Raw genomic sequence first — 17,678 nt, 5'->3', positions numbered from 1 at the left:
CAACCTCGTTAACCGTTTAGCCTGTCCTTGACGGCCTTCGCCGGCTGAAACGCCAGTTTCTTGGATGCGGCGATCTTGACCGTCTCGCCGGTAGCCGGGTTACGACCATCTCGCGCGGCGCGCGCCTGGACCTTGAATTTACCAAAGCCTGGGAAATTCACCTCGTCGCCAACCACAGCGGCCTCGGTCACAGCCTTGAAAAACGACTCGACGACGCCCTTGGCGACGACTTTCGTCAAGCCGTTCTCCGTGGCGATCTTTTCAATAAGTTCTGACGTGTTCATAGCAAAATCTCTTTCATACCGCGGTTTAAAGCCCGGCTGTCACATCGACACATGCGGTGATCAGGCCCAGGGTTCAAAACTAGACGACTCGTTCACAAATGCAAACCGTCGATTCTGGACAAACCGGGATCGGTCATTAGGTAAAATGTTACTTGACAACAGAACGGGTACCGTAACATCGTTACCCCATAAGCCCCGACAACAAAGGTGCGGGGGCTAGTGAAAAAGGCAACCGCCGATGATCGTGCTTGGAATTCTCGCTATAATTTTTGGCATAGGCGCCATGTGCTATTTGCTGTTCAATCTCGCCGTCTATGCCCTTCCGCTTTATATCGGCATCATGGCCGGGCAATGGGCTTATAGCACGGGCGCTGGCGGATTAGGGGCTTTTGCCGTAGGGGTTGCTGCGTCGATAGCCAGTTACGTCATCGGCCAACTTTGCCTTATCTTCATCAAGCCGATCTGGGCCAAACTCATCATCGTCGCGGCCTTTGTCGCCCCCGCCGCCTTCGCTGGATACCATGCCACCCATGGCCTCGCCAAATTGGCTATGCCCTCCGAGACTTGGCAAGTGGTCTTTTCCGTCGTTGGCGCGATCGCCATCGGCATCACCGGCTTCGCCCGCATCCTGTCATTCCCCCCGCCCGCCCAAGCCTGAACCCTCACAGGCTAAGTTAAGGCGCTTCGTAATATCTCAGGCGCTTGAGGTTAGCCGCGTCGTGGCCGGCGGTTTGCGGCTTGCAGAGCTCGCCTTTTTCAGCAAAGTTCTGGATGAACACTGATATGGAGAGTGCCACATGGATGGACCTACCGTCGCCCTCATTGTCGGAATCGGCACCATCATGGCCAGCGGCGTCATGTCGTCGGTCGTAACCTATCATTTGAACCGCAACCGGACCCAAACGATCTTTCTGCGTGAAAAAGCCGAACAGCTTTACCTGTCCGCCGACGAATTCGGTAAATCCTTTGCGGCACAAGTGATCACCTACTATCCGCTTCTGGACGGCAAAATCGACTACAACCAAATGCTCGATATGCAGATAGAACACGGCAAAAGCGATAAAAAGTATGGCGGCGCCGAGACCATGACCATGCTGGTCGAAATCTATTTCCCCTCTGTGAGACCTGCCCTCGAAGACGTCTGGAAGGCGCGTGAAGGGTTCAATAAAATTACCTCCGATATAAAACTCGCGTGGCAGGCAAACGGCCACGTCAACCAAGGCGGTTGGAAGTTAAGCTTCGCAAACGCCACGAACGCCATCAACAGCAGCATCAACGCCCTTCAGCGGCAAATCGTTGTGGCCGCCCGCGTCCATGCCGGCGTCAAGCAGTAGTGTGACCAGATCAGGCTGAAAGTGTCATCGCCCTGATCGTCCTTGAACAGATTAGCATTGATCGCGGCCGGAAAGGATGGATCGCCTTACTTGACCAACAGATAGAGCCGGTTGTCGGCGCGAGCCAGCCCCTCACCTATATCAGAGCCGCTTCCGCTGGCGGCCATAAATGCGGTGCTTGGGGGCATCTTCGTTGCGGGTTGCCGCCGCCAATCCAGTGGATTTAGTCGTTGCGGCCGCGCGAAGGTATCGGCTTTGGCCGATGTAGTCGTTGCCGACGCGCTTGAATGAGCCGATGTTGGACATGCGATATCTCCTTTCAGGTAGGCCACGATCCCATCCCAAATGCAGTCCTCTACAAGGGGCGCAATCTGTCATGAGCCATTGCCTGAACCGCAATGCCGCAACGCCGGTTTCTTCCCCTGACGGGGATTCGCATCGCCACGCGGGCGCGTGACATAATGCGTTCCCGTCATTCCTCGCGCGGCAACAAACCGGCCTTGCGGCATCCTCCACTTTGTTCCGGCCGCTCAAGAAGCGGTGCGGCGTCAATTGTCTCCTGCTGATCGGCACCCATCGAGGTCGCAAAGGGCGGCTTCGAGGTCAACCTCAAAGGAGATATCACATGTCCAACATCGGCTCATTCAAGCGCGTCGGCAACGACTACATCGGCGAAATCAATACCCTCGGCGTTTCAGCCCAAAACGTTCGAATCGTCGACGAAGGCCAACCCGCCAACGAAGATGCCCCCACGCACCGTATCTACGCCGGCAAGGCAGAAATCGGCGTGGCTTGGTCAAAGCTCGCCCGCGCCGACAACCGCCCCTACCTGTCGGTCAAACTCGACGACCCATCCTTTCCGGCCGCTATCAACGCTAATCTGTTCAAGGACGATCATGGCGATGATACCTACAGCCTGATCTGGTCGCGCAGCCGGCCGAACGGCGGCTAAAGCGCGGGGCGGCCCCGTCCGGTCTTGGCCGGATGGGGTTGGCTTCGGCAGCCGAGAGGGGAGCTCCATTCATTTCATACTCCTCGCCAGCCACCGGCATTGGCAACGGTCTTTTTGGCGCGTATTATGGTATAGGTCGTAGCCAAACCATGACGACTACTCGATCGCCTTCCTCCCTGCAGGAGGCTTATGTCCGCTGGCAGGGATCGTACTTATTGACAAGAGCGGCGCACACCGGATGTCCATACCCCAGTTTTTAGACCAGGCACCTCAGGGCCCAAACCTTACCGACTATGACCGTCTCCACGTCAAAACTTATGCGCGTCTGCTTGACGCCGTGGCGGATAACGCCGATTGGCAGGAGGTCGTTGCCATACTTTTCTCCGTCAACGCAGACGCAGAGCCTGACCGCGCCAAACTGATGTACGATACGCATCTCACCCGGGCAAAATGGATGACGGAAACCGGCTTTAGGTTTCTGGCAAGTACCGGCATTTCAAATATTGGTTAATATTCAAAGCATTACAATGAACACCTGACGGCGAACCATTCCCAAAACGCTCAATTTATGATAGTATTATCCCCAACTCTCGCTTAGCGAAACCATGGGGCTAAAAATGTATATAGATACTACTCAGTGGCGATCAGGTCGCCGCTATGATTTTTTTGACACGCTTCCCGCCAATGGCCTTGCCTGGGAATGCTTAAGACGAAACGAGGACTACCAGAAGGATTTTGCCGAAGTCCAATCCGATGTCTGTAAGGATGAACCCGCCAGGCACGATATCGCCAATCGCTGGGGGCTTCTTTCACCACCGATAGACCCCGAATGCACAGCGGTAGACGTACCAATCTATTGGGCCCCGGACGTCGATGCCGGTACGGTGATGCTGGCCAAGATAGCCGTACCCGACGCCGGCGTGCCGCTTGCTATTGCGCCACGGGATTTGCGCCAGGATACCAGCGTCCTCTATGGCACAGTTGGAGACGGGCAGAATGCCATTCCCCTTGCCGTTCTGCCCCCGGCCGATGACACACAGCCCCTGTCCGTCGTCATTCCTCTCACGGAAGACGTTCCCGACCGTCTCGTCGGCATTACCCGGCTTTGGCTTATCCTTAAGGGCTTGCCCGCACCGGACAGGCGCATCACGCCGGATCGCCGACGACGCTTGCAACTCATGCTACGCGCCTGTGACGGTCGCAAGGCCGGCGCTACCCATCGCGAAATTGCCGAAGCGATCTATGGCAAGGCGCGTATCGATGACGAGCTATGGAAAACCTCGTCTTTACGGTTCTCCACGGCACGCCTTGTGACTGAGGGCATGAGAATGATTCACGGCGGCTACCGCGACCTCCTCCGCGTCGACCGGTCCGACAAACGGTACAGGCCACATGCTGTCACAAAAAGCCGCAGACGTGGTGAGCGATAATAGGCACGCTATTATCGCTCACCACCCCACCTCCATGCTTCGTTCAGTTTCGCCTCCACTAGCCGCAGTTCCCCTGCGGTGCCCCTGGAGAGCAAAACATGACCGTCGATATGACAGACCTACCCCCGAGACATTTGCGAACGCCGGAGGCGGCACGGTTTCTGGGCCTATCCGGCCGGACTCTTGAAAAACACCGCAGTTTTGGCACAGGACCACGCTACCATAAGCTTGGTGGACGGGTGGTCTACAATCAGGATGACCTCAAACACTGGTTGGAACGCGGCACCCGCACGTCGACCTTCGAGCCCAAATCCAGCTCCGTTTCGCCAGCCCGTCGCCTTGAGGGTCAACCCCTGCCTCAAACCAGGGTAAAGCCATGACAGCCAGCCCCACCCCGCTTCCCCCCGGCGACCGCCTAACGGTTGTGCCGCTCACCATCCACTCAGGCTTTGCCTCTCCTCGCGACCAGAGGGACCTGATGGAAAGGCCATTCTTCTCGCTGTCGAAATCCCTGCGACAGGCCCCAATCCTGTATCGCAGCGCCGGCGTTGAGGTTCAGGTCTATGCCTTGCCAGAATACGGTATGGCATCGATATGGGATGCCGACATTCTGATTTGGGCGGCGTCTCACCTCGTTGACGCCCAGAACCGTGGCTTTGAGCCGTCTCGTCGTTTGCGGTTCACCCCCTATCAACTCCTGACCCAGGTGGGGCGTTCAACCGGCGCTCAGGACTATCGCCGCCTCAAGGCCGCGCTGGTGCGTCTGCAATCGACGGTGATCCGGACAAATATCCGCCATGGTGATCACTGGCGACGGCAGCAGTTTTCGTGGATAAACGAGTGGGACGAGCGTGTAACCCGCTCAGGTAGAGCAGAAGGCATGGAGTTCGTGCTCCCAGACTGGTTCTACCGGGGTGTCATCGACCACAACCTCATCCTCAAAATCGATCCCGCGTACTTTCGGCTTACGGGCGGAATAGAGCGGTGGCTGTACCGGGTCGCGCGCAAGCACGCGGGGCATCAAGCCGGCGGCTGGCTGTTTGAGGCTGCACACCTTCATGTCAAATCCGGTAGTCTGGCCAGGCTATCTGATTTCTCCCTGGACCTTCGCGGCATCGCGCGCCGCCAGCCTCTCCCGGGCTACCACCTCCAAATGGAACGGGTCGACAGACGTGAATGGTTGCGCATTACCCCTGGCCGCGCCAGCACTCAGTCTGTGGATAAACATGTGAATGGCATCGGGCGATCAGGCGCAAACCCTATCGGGCTTTCAGGCGCAGAGGTATCGGGCGATCGGGCGCAAGCCACCGCCGCAACCCCAAGTCCAGCAAGGAACAGCGTAAGCCTTAACTTAGAGTCTAACATAGACTCTAACTCTGTAGAGACCTGGTTACCCGTTGATAAAAAGGCAAGTGCCTCAGTCTTTTCCAAACCGTCCAGCTCTACTTTGGCCTCAAAGATGGTCACTGAGAGGACCAAATGACCCGTTTCGGATGGCTCTTAATCACCTATAGCCTGGCAATCGCCGGAACCGGTTCCGTGTTCCTTTCATCACCGCCAAAGCTTATATGGAATACCTCAGCGAGTGTTCCCGTCGGGCTCTACGTAGTAAGGTCTGAGAATTGGCGCAAGCCTAAAACCATAGTCGCTGCTCAGGCACCTCACGTCACCGCCCAATGGATGTCCGATCGCGGTTATCTACCGCTGGGCGTCCCATTACTTAAACATATCGAAGCGCTTCCGGGACAAAAGGTTTGTCGGCTGGACCGCATCATCACCATCGACGGCACGGTTGTCGGCGAGGCCCTTTCACGTGACCGAATTGGACGCCCGCTTCCTGTGTGGCGGGGCTGCCAAACCATCGGCGCCCACCAGGTTTTTCTCATGAACACGGGGGCTCGCGATAGCTTTGACGGGCGGTATTTCGGGCTTACGGACGCTGCCCGCGTCATAGGCAAAGCGGTACCCGTCTACACAGATCCCGACGGTCAGGGCCATTACATCTGGCACGCCGCGCAACGTAAAATTATAAAAACCAGCACCGCCGCAAGGAGCCTTCCATGACGCAGATTGGTCATTTCACCCGTATTCGTGGCCTCTTTTCCGGGCGCATTAAAACGCTTACCCTTGACGCTCATATCGTGCTTTTACCCATCAACCAAACCGACGCCGCAAACGTGCCTGATTACCGTATTCATTTAGGCGATGGCGATGGTCCCGAGATTGGCGCGGGGTGGAGGCGCACGGGTGAACGCGCAGGCGACTTCATTTCAATCAACATTGATGATCCACTTTTCAGCGCGCCCATTCGGGCAAATCTCTTTCAACAGGAACACGATAAAAAGGTATGGGTGCTGAATTGGAATAGACATGCTAAGCGCGACGAAAGCGTTTAGCCATGCCGTTTTCATTCTTCCTGGCCGGCGATCTCGCCGCTTCGTCGGCACCGGCGGCAAGCACGATTATCTCGCAAAATCTCACGGCACATGTGTCAGAAGCCTCTCAACGATTTGGCATACCGGAACCCTGGATACGCGCCGTCTTATCGGTCGAGAGCAACGGCAATGTCCGCGCTGTGTCGCCAAAAGGTGCCATGGGGCTGATGCAGATTATGCCGCAAACGTGGCAGGGCTTGCGCAGCCGATATGGTTTTGGGAGCGATCCTTTTGATCCGCATGACAACATCCTCGCGGGCACAGCTTATCTGCGGGAAATGTACGATCGGTACGGTGCGCCGGGATTTTTGGCGGCCTACAATGCAGGGCCGGGACGGTACGAAGCGCACATGAAAACGGCGCGAAAACTGCCTAATGAAACCGTCAGTTATGTCAAAGCGCTAACCCAAAAAATCAACCAAACTGACGCCCCGCTCACAAGTGGGGCTACGTATAAGGTCAAGCTATCATGGATCAATGCACCTCTATTCGCTGCAACGGTCATGCCCGGTAGTGATAGCTCAATTGACCATGGCAAATCGCACGATGACCTGTTCATACCTTCGTCCAAGCCATCCGTCGCTCCTTAAACCCATCTGAGATAACTGTCCAAAGCACCTGCCCCATCAGGAGTCATCGCGCAAAATCAAAGTTAAGAATGAGGGCAAGATAAAAGGGACGCGAGGTGCGTCCGGGCGGTTGAGGTGGCAGATCGTTCATTTATCAGGGTTTGCACCTGTCGTGCGCGAGGTGTCGCAAGTTCGGCTTATGTGCGCCCGTCATTTTCCCACATATTTTCAATGTGATAACGCGAGGTGCTAACCTATATGTCCGATGAAAATGACTTTCGCATTCGTCCCGGCCGCATCCGGTCCAAAAGCGCACAGCGCCTGCGGCCGTTCATAACCCAGGCTTTAGCAGCGGCGAAGAAGGCCGGCGGGAAGGTCTCGGCTAGCGGCAAGATCACCGCCCCAAGTCGCTCAAGCTTTGGACGTGGCCGCCACGCGACCATCCGCGCCAATCGCCTGCTCACCAGCCGCTCAAGAGTGGCCATTATCAAAACCCGTGTCGTGCGCATCAACGGCAGGAGCGCACCGCTGGCGACACACCTGCGCTACCTAAGGCGGGAAGGTGTTACCCAGGACGGCGACCGCGCCAGAATGTTTGGGCCCGACACCGACAATGCTGACGTCCCTGCTTTCGCCGAACGCTGCAAGGATGACCGCCACCATTTCCGTTTTATCGTCTCGCCAGAGGACGCCGTTGACATGGCCGATCTTTCGAGCTTTACGCGCGACCTTATGAACCAGGCCCAGCGCGATCTCGGGACCGGGCTCGACTGGGTGGGCGTCAGCCACTGGAACACCGATCAGCCCCACGTCCATATCATCCTGCGTGGTGTAACCGATACCGGCGAGGATCTGGTGATTTCGCGCGATTACATCAAGGAGGGTATGCGCGCCCGCGCTCAGGAACTGATCACAGATGAGTTGGGCCCACGCACGGAGCTCGACATGCAGGCCCATGTCCGCCGCCAGATAAGCGCTGACAGATTTACCCAGCTTGATCGCCAATTGATCAGCGACAGCCGGGCCACGGGCTTCGTCGATCTTGCGCCGACGGGGGATCACACACCTGACGTCTTCCACGTCATGAAAGTCGGGCGGATGCGAAAGCTGGAAGGCCTCGGATTGGCTCATGAGATTGGCGCCGGGCAGTGGGTCATTGCCGCCCGAGCTGAACCGACCTTACGCGAATTGGGGCAACGCGGCGACATCATAAAGCGCATCCATCAGGGGCTGGCCGAACAGGGTATAAACCGCGGCACGGCCGGGTATGTGCTCGCAGGCGAAGGTCTCGGTCAGCCAATTGTGGGACGTCTTATGGCACGCGGCCTGGACGACGAGTTGAAAGGCACTGGCTACGCCGTTATCGACGGCACAGATGGCCGCACACACCACGTCAGCCTCCCCTCCCTTGACGCCAGTGGTGACAGCGTCGTGGGATCAATCGTTGAGGTGCGCCAATTCGAAGACCGTGATGGCAATACACGGTCAGTATTGGCGGTTAGATCAGACCTGCCTATCGAGCGCCAGACGACCGCCTTAGGATCAACCTGGCTGGACCGCCAGGCCATCCTTGGCAAGCCGTCAGATCTCAGTGAAGGCGGGTTCGGCGCCGAGGTACGCCAAGCTTTGGATCGACGGGCCGAACACCTCATTGAACACGGTCTGGCCAAGCGACAGGGCGATCAGGTCGTCTTCGCAAAGAGCCTTTTGCAAACCCTAAAACAGCGCGAAATCGACGCGGCTTGCGCGACGATTACGGACAGCACCGGCCTGAGCTTTAATCCGATGGCGGCGGGAGAGCACGCATCCGGCATCTATACCCAACGCCTGAACCTGGCCTCAGGTCGCTTCGCCATGCTGGACGATGGTGTCGGTTTCAAACTCGTACCTTGGACGCCAGCATTGGAGAGTAAGCTCGGCCAGCAGATTTCCGGTGTGGCCCGCGACAACGGGGGGATTGACTGGAGCTTCGGCCAGAAACGCGGGCTGGAGATATGAGGTTGATGGGGTTCGAAGGTGGTCCGCCTATCGGTGGCGCCGGCCTGTCCCGGGCAGCAGCGTCAGGACATCGCCCTCAAGGGCATCGGGAACAAGGAGCGGGACGACTTTAGCAGGCTGCTGGTTCATCTGTCCCGCGCATCACAAATCAACCCGCTTCTCAACAAAGCGATTGAATCACCCAAACGACAAAAAGAAAAGCGGGCTTTTCAGCGGCCTACTAGGGCAAAGGGTTCTTCGTTTTGAGGTTTAAACATGACTTTAAAACTCATGTTTCTCTGGTCATGTGAAGTTCCCTTGTCAAGTGCGCAGGGGGCCGACTGTGCGGACAGCGATAATCATCTGTGGGTATACGGGACAATGAAGAACCGGGAAAATGGTCCATGCGTGCTGATGGCCATCCGTACCTGCAAGGCGGGCTCTGATGACCTGACAGCTTCGGTTCTTGCTTGCTTGAGACCGGCGCTATATATGCGCCTGGAGGGGGGGCATCATGCATATTGCAGTCACGGGTGCGCATGGCACAGGCAAGACGACATTCATCGAGGATTTCACTACCGTTCATCGCAGCTATGAAAGCGTGCCGGAGCCCTATTGGCTTCTTGAGCAGCAAGGGGTTCCGTTTCTTAATGGAGCAACGATACCTGATCTTGAAAAGCAGCTCACCGAAAGCTGCAAGCTGATCCTGGGGCATGCTCATGGCCGCGACGTGATCTTTGACCGCTGCCCACTCGACTTTCTCGCCTATTTGGAGGTTGTCAGTGCCCGTGAGGGCTTTGAATGGCTGCCGGGCGGCCGTGAACTGGCCAATATCAGCAAAGCGCTCGCCATGCTTGATGTGGTCATTTTTGTCCCCCTCACATCTCCTGATGATATTCCCATACAGATTGAATTTCCCCGATTGCGGAGGCGCGTAGACCGGCGCCTCAAGACCATGCTTCACGAAGATGACCTTGGACTATTGCACAACGGACCGCGTATTATCGAGGTTCTGGGTTTTCGGGCTCAACGCGTGGCGATGGCAGACTCGCTACTTGGACTTGCATAAGCACTTAAACCGTTCGCTCTTGCAGCTTTTGAAACCGGAAATAGCGGCTTTACGCCAATTTTTCTTGACAGCCCGGACAGTCTCTTCCCCGGCAGGAACTGTTGCGAAACAGGCTCTCCCTTCGCATTGCAAATCACTTCTGTTTTTCAGCAGCCTGTTAGCCCGATAGTGGATAGCGAGGCCAAGACGATGATTGCCGCCGACGACGATCAATTTCCCATTGGCAATCTCAAAGAAAGGTGGGGTGACGGCTTTGCCTGAATGCCAACGGTAGGCGATAATGCGGGATTTTGAATTGTAGTTTTTATGCCAAGGTCCCTGCTCCCGACGTGAGCCCTGGTGCAGACTGTTTAAGATTTCCGGCACCTCGGCTTCCATAAGAATGACATTTGGTCGACCTTGAAAAATTACTGCGCCGTCTGGTCGTTGATATAGAGCCAGAAATGACCAGGATCGATATCCCAAATCGGATTCAGCGTCAGGGCTTGGTTGGCTTTTTTGCCACCCCAGACATGACCCTCCATACGATCCTGCTTCCTTTCCAGAGGAAATTCGAGGCTCATAGTACCATCTGCTACCGCCATGGCGTCCAGGATCGACAAACCATGCGCGTTTGCCAGTTTAACCGCCGTCTGCGCATTATCCTTCATAACGGCCGCCTTAGTTTGAGATTAGTCATCAGCATCTTCCGCATACTTAGGCGAGTAAAACTAGGTGCTATATCTTGTAATTTTCAATTATTACGTGCGCGAAATTTAGTACCGCAATGGTATAGTGTAGTAGTATATACACTTCTTGACACCGTCATTCGGCCAGATCCCCACTCCTTCCAGTAAATGCAAAGTGAAAAACGCCATGATTTCCGTTGTTAACGCCCCCAATCCGGTCGATTTGCATGTTGGGGGGCGGGTTCGCATGCGTCGCAAGTTTCTTGGCTTAAGTCAGGAAGGCTTGGCGGACGCTATTGGGCTTACCTTTCAGCAGGTCCAAAAATATGAGCGTGGCTCCAACCGCATTAGTGCCTCGAAGCTCTATGAAATCTCCAAGACCCTGAAAGCACCTGTGTCTTATTTCTTCGAGGGGTATGGCGAGGCTGAGAGTGACGACGGATTTAGCGAATCCCAGTCCGAGCAATTTATCCATGGCTTCCTGATGACAACCGAGGGCATCGAACTGGCCGAATCCTTCCCGCGTATTCCTGATCCAAAGCATCGGCGGAAGATAATGGAACTCGTGCGCACCCTCGCTGAAGACCCCGAGCCCGCTTGACCCTTTACTTCGTGTTCCTGGACAACGCCGCGGTTGCGGCATCTATGCGGACCCATTGAGATGGGTTTGTAAGGTGTCGCTCAGAGACGATGCGCTTGGGATACCGGCAGCCACCATGGCGTCGGCCACATGTGTCATAGCCAGTGCGACGTCCGGCGACAGAGTTGATACGTTTATATAGTTAGCGATGTCGGCGCCGAGGTTCCCGTCGGTCCAGAAATTGGACTGAACACCGCTACGCCACCAGCACAGGACGGTGTCAACCAGACTGGAGGTGCCCAGAGCCGACGGAACGCATTTTACGACATCGAGCAAAAGCAAAGCCGTCGTGCCGCTCTTAGGTGCGGCACGGGCGATGGCGCATAACAATGGCAAGAAAGGCGTGATCTGCTCAGGCGTTAGCCCCTTGGTATAGGCGGTTTGGCTGAACCCATAATCTACCTTAAAATAAAGCGCGCACACCGGCCGGGACAGATGCCATTCGATGTTAAGCCCTGAGCGCCAGGCATGGTGCTTCCAGCCGCCCGTCAATTGAAGAAGGTCCCAAAGCCTGTGCCGTACGCCAACGAGATAGGCGGTATCGTCAGCCTGCCCTATCAAATAAAGGCCGTCCGACGTAACAAGGAAGGTGGCTACCGCGGCGAAGAGAGGCTCGTCCTTAAACAATGCCAGGGGTTGGAATAGGCGCTGCTCGAGATCAGCGTCACTCCATGACCGGGCTCGCTGCGCATACAGCCTGAAAATCGCCAGTGTCCATTCGGCATCCGTGTCACGCGCACTGGTCCCGCGCCCCATACCGTGTAGATGCAGGAGCCACGAAGCCTGGTACTCCAAAAAGCGATCAATCCAATCCGGGGCTGGTTGGGCCGTAAAGGCCAATACTTCTAACCAATGGGCAGCGCTGCCCGCATAAAAGATCTCATCTACCGGCAAGACCTTTTCGGCCTCGGAATCTTCATCGTCATGTTGATCGTCATCGACCTCGAAAGTTTCGGCCGACAGAACGACCCCTCTCGGCTTTGAGGGGTTTCGAAGGGGAAATTCAGGCCAACCCGGTTCCGGGCCGTCATAGAGCACCCAGTCGATTTCGGCGGCGAGCCTGTGTATGCGGCGATCTTCAATCTTTTGCCGCCGCGAGGTCTCGCTGCCCTCTGGCTCCTCCCAGTCTTTGCGCCGCCACGAAATGCAACCTTCAAGCCCGAGTCGAAATAAGGCAACAACCAGCCGTGTAGGCAAGGCTTTAACCGCCGAAGGATGGGCCAGGCAGGCGGATAGGACACTGTTACCATGGCGAGCGGCCGCTTCGAGCAGTAACCGTTGATCCTCGTCCCGGCCAAAACGGTTTACGTTGAATATCAGTCCGACAGCGGCAAGCGACTGCGCATTATACATGACGTTCTGAGACATCCGTCCATGCGTCGACGCCGGCACCGCCATGACGGTTGCCAAAACGTCCGATATGTCGTCAGATATCAAGGCAAGCTCGTCTTCCGCCATGTCCCGGACAAGAACTGCGGCGGCTGCCAATCGCGCAAGCCATGCGTCTTCAGGTTCAGGACTTTCCACCACCTCGATATGCGCGACGGCCTCAGAGGTGGTACGCCACAACTCCTCAGCCTGCGACAACAACGCCTTGGTCCCCTCCCGCTCCTCATCCAGCGACATTCTCACCGCAAGGCCGGTCTCAAAGCGCGTGCGGTCATTACCAAGGTCTGCGAGCTTTCGATCAAGCCAGGCCTGCTGATGGGCAGGTAGACGGAACCTATAACCAACGGCAATTTCGCCGTTGTCCTGGACCGTATCTTCCTCCTCATAGCTAGCCTTATCCAAGGCACGCAGTGCATAGCCGACCATGAAGGCAGGATCGGTCCAGGTCACCACGTCAGACTCCCAGACCGGATACCTGGCCTGAGCAGCCTCAAGAGCTGAATGGGTTTCGGCGACCCTTACCTCGGCATCGTAAAACAGGTAGTAGTCAAGGATCTCATGCAGACACAACCGGGTTCGGATGGTCGTTGTCACATAGGCGCCCGACTTGCCGACACCCAAAGACCGGTCCCGGCCAAGACCAAGCTGGTCGATCCCCTTGCGGTTTGCGTCAAGCGCCAAAACCTCCGGAGACGACAAAATATCTCTGATACCAACCGTCCCAACCCAGTTATGGCGGATGGTAAGGTCGATCGCGACAAGGAGAAGCGCTGCGCTGATGTCACCATCGCCAAGAATGTCAGCAACGACCTCATCAATCGCCCGCCCGCTGTCGATCTCGCAATGGCCCCAATATACCAGCGCACACAAGGCTTCCGTCACCATCCGTGACTGCCCTTGCCCACGGGCGTATAAAAAAGACCAAGGCCAGCGGACCTTCCGCGTCTTGCCAAGCAGCGCGACGTCAAATGCGCCGCCCTCTCCTGTCGCCTGACGGTTCGCCCACACCGCCGCATCGCCGACCAATTCATGAATCAGCGCCAGACCTTCGGTCTTATCGGCGATGAGAAGGTCGAGAAAAGGCTCTGAACCCGTCACTGTACTGAGGATATTGCGTTCCAACTGCGCGTAGAGCTCGCCATACCCATCACTTCGCTGGCGGCGCTCATGGCCTCTTTTTAGCTCAAGAACCATGGACCGCACCGCAGCGGCAAAGGCCACGGGCGCGACACTAGCCCACGACCCCGTACCCTTGACGATATGGCTCCCGATGCGGACGGGGCGATCGCTCGCCGCCAGGGCATCCAGATATTTCGCAACCGATGCCGGGGCATGTCTGGCATAGAGACCGAGGATGCGCTTCGCGCGTTCAATATCTTCCGAGCCGGTTGGATAGGACGGTCGCGACGGCAAGGATTGGGACGATTGACTATGCCTGCGCGTTCGACGCTCACCTTGCTCCTGAACCTCGGTGACAAGCACGGTCGCGCAGGCCTCCAGGATTTGGGGCCCAAGATCATCCGTGATCGGGAGAGCATAGAGAAGCATCCGGTGCTCAAACAGGTCGAGAGCATCGGAAAAGGTTTCTGAAGGCAGCGCACCGAACCGCTTGAGCGCCCATCTTATCAGCCGGTCCCATACGGGACCTGCCGGGATCAACAAACTCGTAGGTGGGTTGGCAATGCCTTTCGCCTGGAACAGCAAGTCCGCCGGAAGGGACTCTGTGGCCTTGGCCCGGCGAATAAGTTCCGACGCCAGCGCGCCTCCGGCTGACAACAGGAGGTCGCTAAACCGATCCAGGAGCTCACCCGCCCGGTCTGAACGGCCGAGGGCCATCAAGGCGGTGCCCGACCAGGATGTGTGAATCCCGTCCTGCCGCAGTCGGGTGAGGAGCGCCTCAAATCGGTCGGTCGAGGGGTCTTCCGCGGTAATTTGAGCGGCAAGTTCGATAGCTCTGCGCATCCACGGCGGCACCTGCCGATCCAGATGCAAGGTGTCCAAGTGCGCTAAATCATCCGCAATATAGTTGGCAATTGCCCAATCGCTAAGCACATCGTGCGCAAAGGTCACATCGTCACGTCCATGCTCCCTCAGGGTTTTGGACACAATAAGCGAGTTGACGGCCGCATCATCCATATCGGCGCTTGCGACCACCGCCATGCCACCAACCGTCGCCGCCGCCATCTGCGTTAAAATGCGACGCTTGGCGCGCTTAAGGGGCTCTGTGTCGCCGACCTGCGCATCACCATTCCCCCACCAGTCAACAGCCATGGCCGCTTCGCTTCCGGGCAGGTTTTCAGCGCTTTTTCGACCCAGCAGGCGCCGCAATCTGAACAGGTTTCGGACGAGTGTCTTGGCCGGATGGGAAGGTTTTAAGAGAGAGGACAGTGGAGGAAAGGCCTGGCCGAGTTGGTCCGCCTCTGTATCTGTCAGGCTGTCGACGTCGATGCGCGTGCGTCCATCAAGCTTGGTCATCACCTGATCTGGCAGCCAGGTGACCCCATCCTTGTCCCAGCCTGGTCTGGCGGTAATCAAGGTCGATATGCCGCGTTGACCGAGGCCGGCACTGAGAATATCGGCAATCGTCTTTTGTTGGCCGGGATCGAGGAAACGGTCAAGACCGTCAATGCAGATCAACGAACCGCCGTCGCCTGCAAGACTTGTGATGAACTCGGCCAGGCTTGCGTCTGTGCCAAGGGTCTGGCGCAGTTCGGCCCATCCTCCCGCCGGCGTCCGGTCCGGCGCAAGGACCACAATCGGGCAGACGGGGTTGCGCCGCCCGGCGAGCGCCTGAAGTAAGGCTGACTTTCCGACCCCGCCTTCACCGAACAATTCAACGCAACCACCTGTCTCAACGGCCGCGTCGAGCCTGGTTTCAATAGTTTCCAGACGATCGTGGCGCGCCATATGGACGCTGGCAATGGACGAATTGATATCGGCAAGTGTCTGATTGCTGAGTTCGCGCAATCTGCGCCTGCCACGCGATAGGTCGACGTTCGGTTGGAGGTTGATCCTCTCCGCTTGTAAGGCCTGAACCAGATGATCGCGTGTCGTCTTACCTCCAGCGCCATCCATCGACAGCAAAACTTGGAACAGCGTGTTGTACAGGCCATGCGTGATGGAGGCATTGGCTTCAAGGCGGGATGCGCGTTCCTTATCCCAGAATTCTGACAGCGACCCCTGACGGTTAAAATCGAAAACTAAAACGTGAAATCGCCGCAGAATGTCGAAAACCCGAGCGTTATCGGCCGTGTCGCCGGCCTGTTTCAGCATATCGGTAAAAACAGTGACAAAGTCGCGCATGCCGGCGTTGCTTCGACCCGGCGCATCGAGAAGGGTGAAAAACTCGGTCGCGTCCGGCACTGAGCGTGTTAAATCCAGCACCTCCTGAACCGCCTGTTCAATACGGGTCGTGGTCCGTTCGATAGCGACCGCGAAATATCGATCTGAACCGATCTCCGCGTCAGCCGGAAACGTCCTGACAATTTGACCCACAATGCTCCTGAATTGGCCGTCTGACGCGGTAAAGGTCAAAGAGCGTTTGGCTTGGACATCCAAAGTGCGTTGCCGCCCATCCGGCCCCATTGCATAGACGATAATGTCATCCGCAGGATGACCGAGCGAGGCGCGCTGAAAGGCTATAGCGCCAACCTTACTCCCCGGCAGTCCGCGCGCCTCACCGCCGCCCAGGAGTACAAGCGCATAATGGACTCCCACCAAAGCTTCAAGACTGGCGCCATTAGGTCCGCTGGCGCGGGGGCTGGCTCCGGTCTGTCCCTTTGAACTATTGTTTTTTTTGGCTGGAGACGACATGGACGTCAGACGATTTCAATAAATGGGTGCCGCCGCGTCGGTTATTCGCCTTCGCACAGAGGCGGCACAGTTAAACCAGCCTTGGCGGTATTATTGGCCGCTGGAGGATTCGGTACATACAACCTAACGCATCATGACGACATTGGCACGCCTTTAGCGTTTAGATCGATCGCAATCATACCACTCGACCCTCGATGTGAGTTCAGGACATCAAAGCATGGGCGGTTGTTGATCCTCGCTCTTATTCTTGAGCCTTTTGGGTGGATCGGGGATATCGTCCGCGGGTGCGAAGCGAAACGTCCCTTTGACCGCCGAAGGCCATTGATCTTCAGCGGGATGGATACTGGTCACGGGCTGGCAGTTCAGCCAAGCGGTATATTCATCGGGCACCAGGGTAACCGGCTCGCGGGTGTGGTAAGCGTCGAGATCGTCACCGGCCGCACGGGTCATCAGGGTGAAACTCTCAATGGGTCCGTCAGCCGTCTCAGCACGATCCCATATGCCTGCAAACACCATTTGATGATTGTCGGCGCGGCTGATCTCCCACCTTTGCTTTTTGCCCTTGGCGCCGGACGGGTGCGCGCCCCACCACTCCCAGAAGGAATCTACCGATATGAGGCAGTGTCGGCGGGCAAAGGCTGACTTGAACGTAGCTTTTTCCGCCGCCTCCTCGATTTTGGCGTTAAAGGTTGTCAGCTTGAACTCGCTTAGCGGTTTCTTGAACCAGTAAGGCACCAGGGACCACCGGCACATCGCCGTCTCATAAGTGCCGTCTTTGCCAGCACGAATGATCGGGTATTGATTGGTCGGACGGATCTCAAGACGCGCCTCTGCGAAGAGATCGCCTTGAGGCACCTCCATACCCAGCAGGTTGAGTATATCGTGAAGTTCCGACCAGGTTTTTTTAGGTTTGAAGCGACCACACATGAGATCAACTCGCCAAATAATAGATATAACTGCATTCTACGCATAGAAACTCCCACCCTTGCTAGAACTTTTTTCGGGCTGCGGTCGCGGTTCAAATATCTAATTTAGCGACTTGATATGTTTGGCAGATTTACTCGGCAATCATTGCTCACCGGGTAACCCGTGGAACCTTCAGTCACGCCGCACGGCAA

18 protein-coding genes and 1 pseudogene are annotated in these 17,678 nt (G+C 56.7%); 13 read left to right on the top strand and 6 right to left on the bottom strand.

Features of this window, described 5'->3' with window-relative positions:
- Positions 1–8: 8 nt before the first annotated feature.
- Positions 9–296: pseudogene (locus tag IE102_RS09020) on the bottom strand (HU family DNA-binding protein); the annotation flags it as partial.
- Between the two features lie 226 nt (positions 297–522).
- On the opposite strand from IE102_RS09020, the gene IE102_RS09015 reads away from it, so the two are divergent.
- The gene (locus IE102_RS09015; protein WP_189486181.1) at positions 523–942 is read left to right on the top strand and encodes a hypothetical protein; all 420 of its coding nucleotides are present in this window, start codon (positions 523–525) and stop codon (positions 940–942) included.
- Positions 943–1,081: 139 nt separating this feature from the next.
- A complete protein-coding gene (locus IE102_RS09010) occupies positions 1,082–1,618 on the top strand; it encodes a hypothetical protein (protein WP_189486180.1) in 537 nt (178 codons plus the stop codon).
- Between the two features lie 141 nt (positions 1,619–1,759).
- Here IE102_RS09010 and IE102_RS09000 read toward each other — a convergent pair whose 3' ends face one another.
- Positions 1,760–1,924: a hypothetical protein gene (locus IE102_RS09000; protein ID WP_189486179.1), complete on the bottom strand. Its 165-nt coding sequence runs from the start codon at positions 1,922–1,924 to the stop codon at positions 1,760–1,762.
- A gap of 319 nt (positions 1,925–2,243) precedes the next feature.
- On the opposite strand from IE102_RS09000, the gene IE102_RS08995 reads away from it, so the two are divergent.
- The 10 genes from IE102_RS08995 (at position 2,244) to IE102_RS08950 (ending at position 10,050) form a co-directional block, all read left to right on the top strand.
- Positions 2,244–2,570 (top strand): DUF736 domain-containing protein, encoded by a 327-nt coding sequence (locus IE102_RS08995; protein ID WP_189486178.1) that lies wholly within the window; start codon positions 2,244–2,246, stop codon positions 2,568–2,570.
- A gap of 238 nt (positions 2,571–2,808) precedes the next feature.
- Positions 2,809–3,081, top strand: a complete 273-nt coding sequence (locus IE102_RS08990) for a DUF2285 domain-containing protein (protein WP_189486177.1) — start codon at positions 2,809–2,811, stop codon at positions 3,079–3,081.
- 106 nt (positions 3,082–3,187) lie between these two features.
- Positions 3,188–4,000 (top strand): DUF2285 domain-containing protein, encoded by an 813-nt coding sequence (locus tag IE102_RS08985; RefSeq protein WP_229807660.1) that lies wholly within the window; start codon positions 3,188–3,190, stop codon positions 3,998–4,000.
- Between the two features lie 110 nt (positions 4,001–4,110).
- Positions 4,111–4,380: a helix-turn-helix transcriptional regulator gene (locus IE102_RS08980; RefSeq protein ID WP_373295596.1), complete on the top strand. Its 270-nt coding sequence runs from the start codon at positions 4,111–4,113 to the stop codon at positions 4,378–4,380.
- Positions 4,377–5,483 (top strand): replication initiator protein A, encoded by a 1,107-nt coding sequence (locus IE102_RS08975; protein WP_189486175.1) that lies wholly within the window; start codon positions 4,377–4,379, stop codon positions 5,481–5,483. The genes IE102_RS08980 and IE102_RS08975 overlap by 4 nt, the downstream gene beginning before the upstream one ends.
- Positions 5,480–6,064 (top strand): S26 family signal peptidase, encoded by a 585-nt coding sequence (locus IE102_RS08970; RefSeq protein ID WP_189486174.1) that lies wholly within the window; start codon positions 5,480–5,482, stop codon positions 6,062–6,064. Before IE102_RS08975 ends, IE102_RS08970 begins: the two co-directional genes overlap by 4 nt.
- Positions 6,061–6,396, top strand: coding sequence for a DUF736 domain-containing protein (locus tag IE102_RS08965; RefSeq protein ID WP_189486173.1), 336 nt, complete (start codon positions 6,061–6,063; stop codon positions 6,394–6,396). Before IE102_RS08970 ends, IE102_RS08965 begins: the two co-directional genes overlap by 4 nt.
- A gap of 2 nt (positions 6,397–6,398) precedes the next feature.
- Complete coding sequence (locus IE102_RS08960) at positions 6,399–7,025, top strand: lytic transglycosylase domain-containing protein (RefSeq protein ID WP_189486172.1); 627 nt, start codon at positions 6,399–6,401, stop codon at positions 7,023–7,025.
- A 237-nt stretch (positions 7,026–7,262) separates the two neighbouring features.
- The gene (locus IE102_RS08955) at positions 7,263–9,002 is read left to right on the top strand and encodes a relaxase/mobilization nuclease domain-containing protein (RefSeq protein WP_189486171.1); all 1,740 of its coding nucleotides are present in this window, start codon (positions 7,263–7,265) and stop codon (positions 9,000–9,002) included.
- A 493-nt stretch (positions 9,003–9,495) separates the two neighbouring features.
- A complete protein-coding gene (locus IE102_RS08950) occupies positions 9,496–10,050 on the top strand; it encodes an AAA family ATPase (protein ID WP_189486170.1) in 555 nt (184 codons plus the stop codon).
- Here the strand turns inward: IE102_RS08950 and IE102_RS08945 are convergent.
- Together IE102_RS08945 and IE102_RS08940 are read right to left on the bottom strand one after the other, a co-directional pair.
- Positions 10,033–10,428 (bottom strand): hypothetical protein, encoded by a 396-nt coding sequence (locus IE102_RS08945; RefSeq protein ID WP_189486169.1) that lies wholly within the window; start codon positions 10,426–10,428, stop codon positions 10,033–10,035. The two genes, IE102_RS08950 and IE102_RS08945, sit on opposite strands and share 18 nt — an antisense overlap.
- A gap of 29 nt (positions 10,429–10,457) precedes the next feature.
- Positions 10,458–10,700: a hypothetical protein gene (locus IE102_RS08940; protein ID WP_189486168.1), complete on the bottom strand. Its 243-nt coding sequence runs from the start codon at positions 10,698–10,700 to the stop codon at positions 10,458–10,460.
- Positions 10,701–10,905: 205 nt separating this feature from the next.
- Between IE102_RS08940 and IE102_RS08935 the strand changes: the two genes are divergently transcribed.
- Positions 10,906–11,319 carry a helix-turn-helix domain-containing protein gene (locus IE102_RS08935; protein ID WP_189486167.1) on the top strand — a complete coding sequence of 138 codons (414 nt, stop codon included), beginning with the start codon at positions 10,906–10,908 and terminating at the stop codon, positions 11,317–11,319.
- A gap of 42 nt (positions 11,320–11,361) precedes the next feature.
- Here IE102_RS08935 and IE102_RS08930 read toward each other — a convergent pair whose 3' ends face one another.
- Positions 11,362–16,560, bottom strand: coding sequence for an ATP-binding protein (locus IE102_RS08930; RefSeq protein ID WP_189486166.1), 5,199 nt, complete (start codon positions 16,558–16,560; stop codon positions 11,362–11,364).
- A 210-nt stretch (positions 16,561–16,770) separates the two neighbouring features.
- Positions 16,771–17,487 carry an SOS response-associated peptidase gene (locus IE102_RS08925; protein WP_189486165.1) on the bottom strand — a complete coding sequence of 239 codons (717 nt, stop codon included), beginning with the start codon at positions 17,485–17,487 and terminating at the stop codon, positions 16,771–16,773.
- Positions 17,488–17,678 lie beyond the last annotated feature (191 nt).

The organism is Asticcacaulis endophyticus (genome assembly GCF_014652575.1).
Taxonomy (GTDB): Bacteria; Pseudomonadota; Alphaproteobacteria; order Caulobacterales; family Caulobacteraceae; genus Asticcacaulis; species Asticcacaulis endophyticus.
The sequence above is the reverse complement of the archived record's forward strand: the minus strand, read 5'-3'. Positions and strand labels throughout refer to the sequence as shown.

What these genes read in the sequence shown, in the direction of transcription:
- IE102_RS09015 (WP_189486181.1), top strand. Translation starts at nt 523, where the DNA reads ATGATCGTGCTTGGAATTCTCGCTATAATTTTTGGCATAGGCGCCATG.
- IE102_RS09010 (WP_189486180.1), top strand. Translation starts at nt 1,082, where the DNA reads ATGGATGGACCTACCGTCGCCCTCATTGTCGGAATCGGCACCATCATG.
- IE102_RS09000 (WP_189486179.1), bottom strand. Translation starts at nt 1,924, where the DNA reads ATGTCCAACATCGGCTCATTCAAGCGCGTCGGCAACGACTACATCGGC.
- IE102_RS08995 (WP_189486178.1), top strand. Translation starts at nt 2,244, where the DNA reads ATGTCCAACATCGGCTCATTCAAGCGCGTCGGCAACGACTACATCGGC.
- IE102_RS08990 (WP_189486177.1), top strand. Translation starts at nt 2,809, where the DNA reads ATGTCCATACCCCAGTTTTTAGACCAGGCACCTCAGGGCCCAAACCTT.
- IE102_RS08985 (WP_229807660.1), top strand. Translation starts at nt 3,188, where the DNA reads ATGTATATAGATACTACTCAGTGGCGATCAGGTCGCCGCTATGATTTT.
- IE102_RS08980 (WP_373295596.1), top strand. Translation starts at nt 4,111, where the DNA reads ATGACAGACCTACCCCCGAGACATTTGCGAACGCCGGAGGCGGCACGG.
- IE102_RS08975 (WP_189486175.1), top strand. Translation starts at nt 4,377, where the DNA reads ATGACAGCCAGCCCCACCCCGCTTCCCCCCGGCGACCGCCTAACGGTT.
- IE102_RS08970 (WP_189486174.1), top strand. Translation starts at nt 5,480, where the DNA reads ATGACCCGTTTCGGATGGCTCTTAATCACCTATAGCCTGGCAATCGCC.
- IE102_RS08965 (WP_189486173.1), top strand. Translation starts at nt 6,061, where the DNA reads ATGACGCAGATTGGTCATTTCACCCGTATTCGTGGCCTCTTTTCCGGG.
- IE102_RS08960 (WP_189486172.1), top strand. Translation starts at nt 6,399, where the DNA reads ATGCCGTTTTCATTCTTCCTGGCCGGCGATCTCGCCGCTTCGTCGGCA.
- IE102_RS08955 (WP_189486171.1), top strand. Translation starts at nt 7,263, where the DNA reads ATGTCCGATGAAAATGACTTTCGCATTCGTCCCGGCCGCATCCGGTCC.
- IE102_RS08950 (WP_189486170.1), top strand. Translation starts at nt 9,496, where the DNA reads ATGCATATTGCAGTCACGGGTGCGCATGGCACAGGCAAGACGACATTC.
- IE102_RS08945 (WP_189486169.1), bottom strand. Translation starts at nt 10,428, where the DNA reads ATGGAAGCCGAGGTGCCGGAAATCTTAAACAGTCTGCACCAGGGCTCA.
- IE102_RS08940 (WP_189486168.1), bottom strand. Translation starts at nt 10,700, where the DNA reads ATGAAGGATAATGCGCAGACGGCGGTTAAACTGGCAAACGCGCATGGT.
- IE102_RS08935 (WP_189486167.1), top strand. Translation starts at nt 10,906, where the DNA reads ATGATTTCCGTTGTTAACGCCCCCAATCCGGTCGATTTGCATGTTGGG.
- IE102_RS08930 (WP_189486166.1), bottom strand. Translation starts at nt 16,560, where the DNA reads ATGTCGTCTCCAGCCAAAAAAAACAATAGTTCAAAGGGACAGACCGGA.
- IE102_RS08925 (WP_189486165.1), bottom strand. Translation starts at nt 17,487, where the DNA reads ATGTGTGGTCGCTTCAAACCTAAAAAAACCTGGTCGGAACTTCACGAT.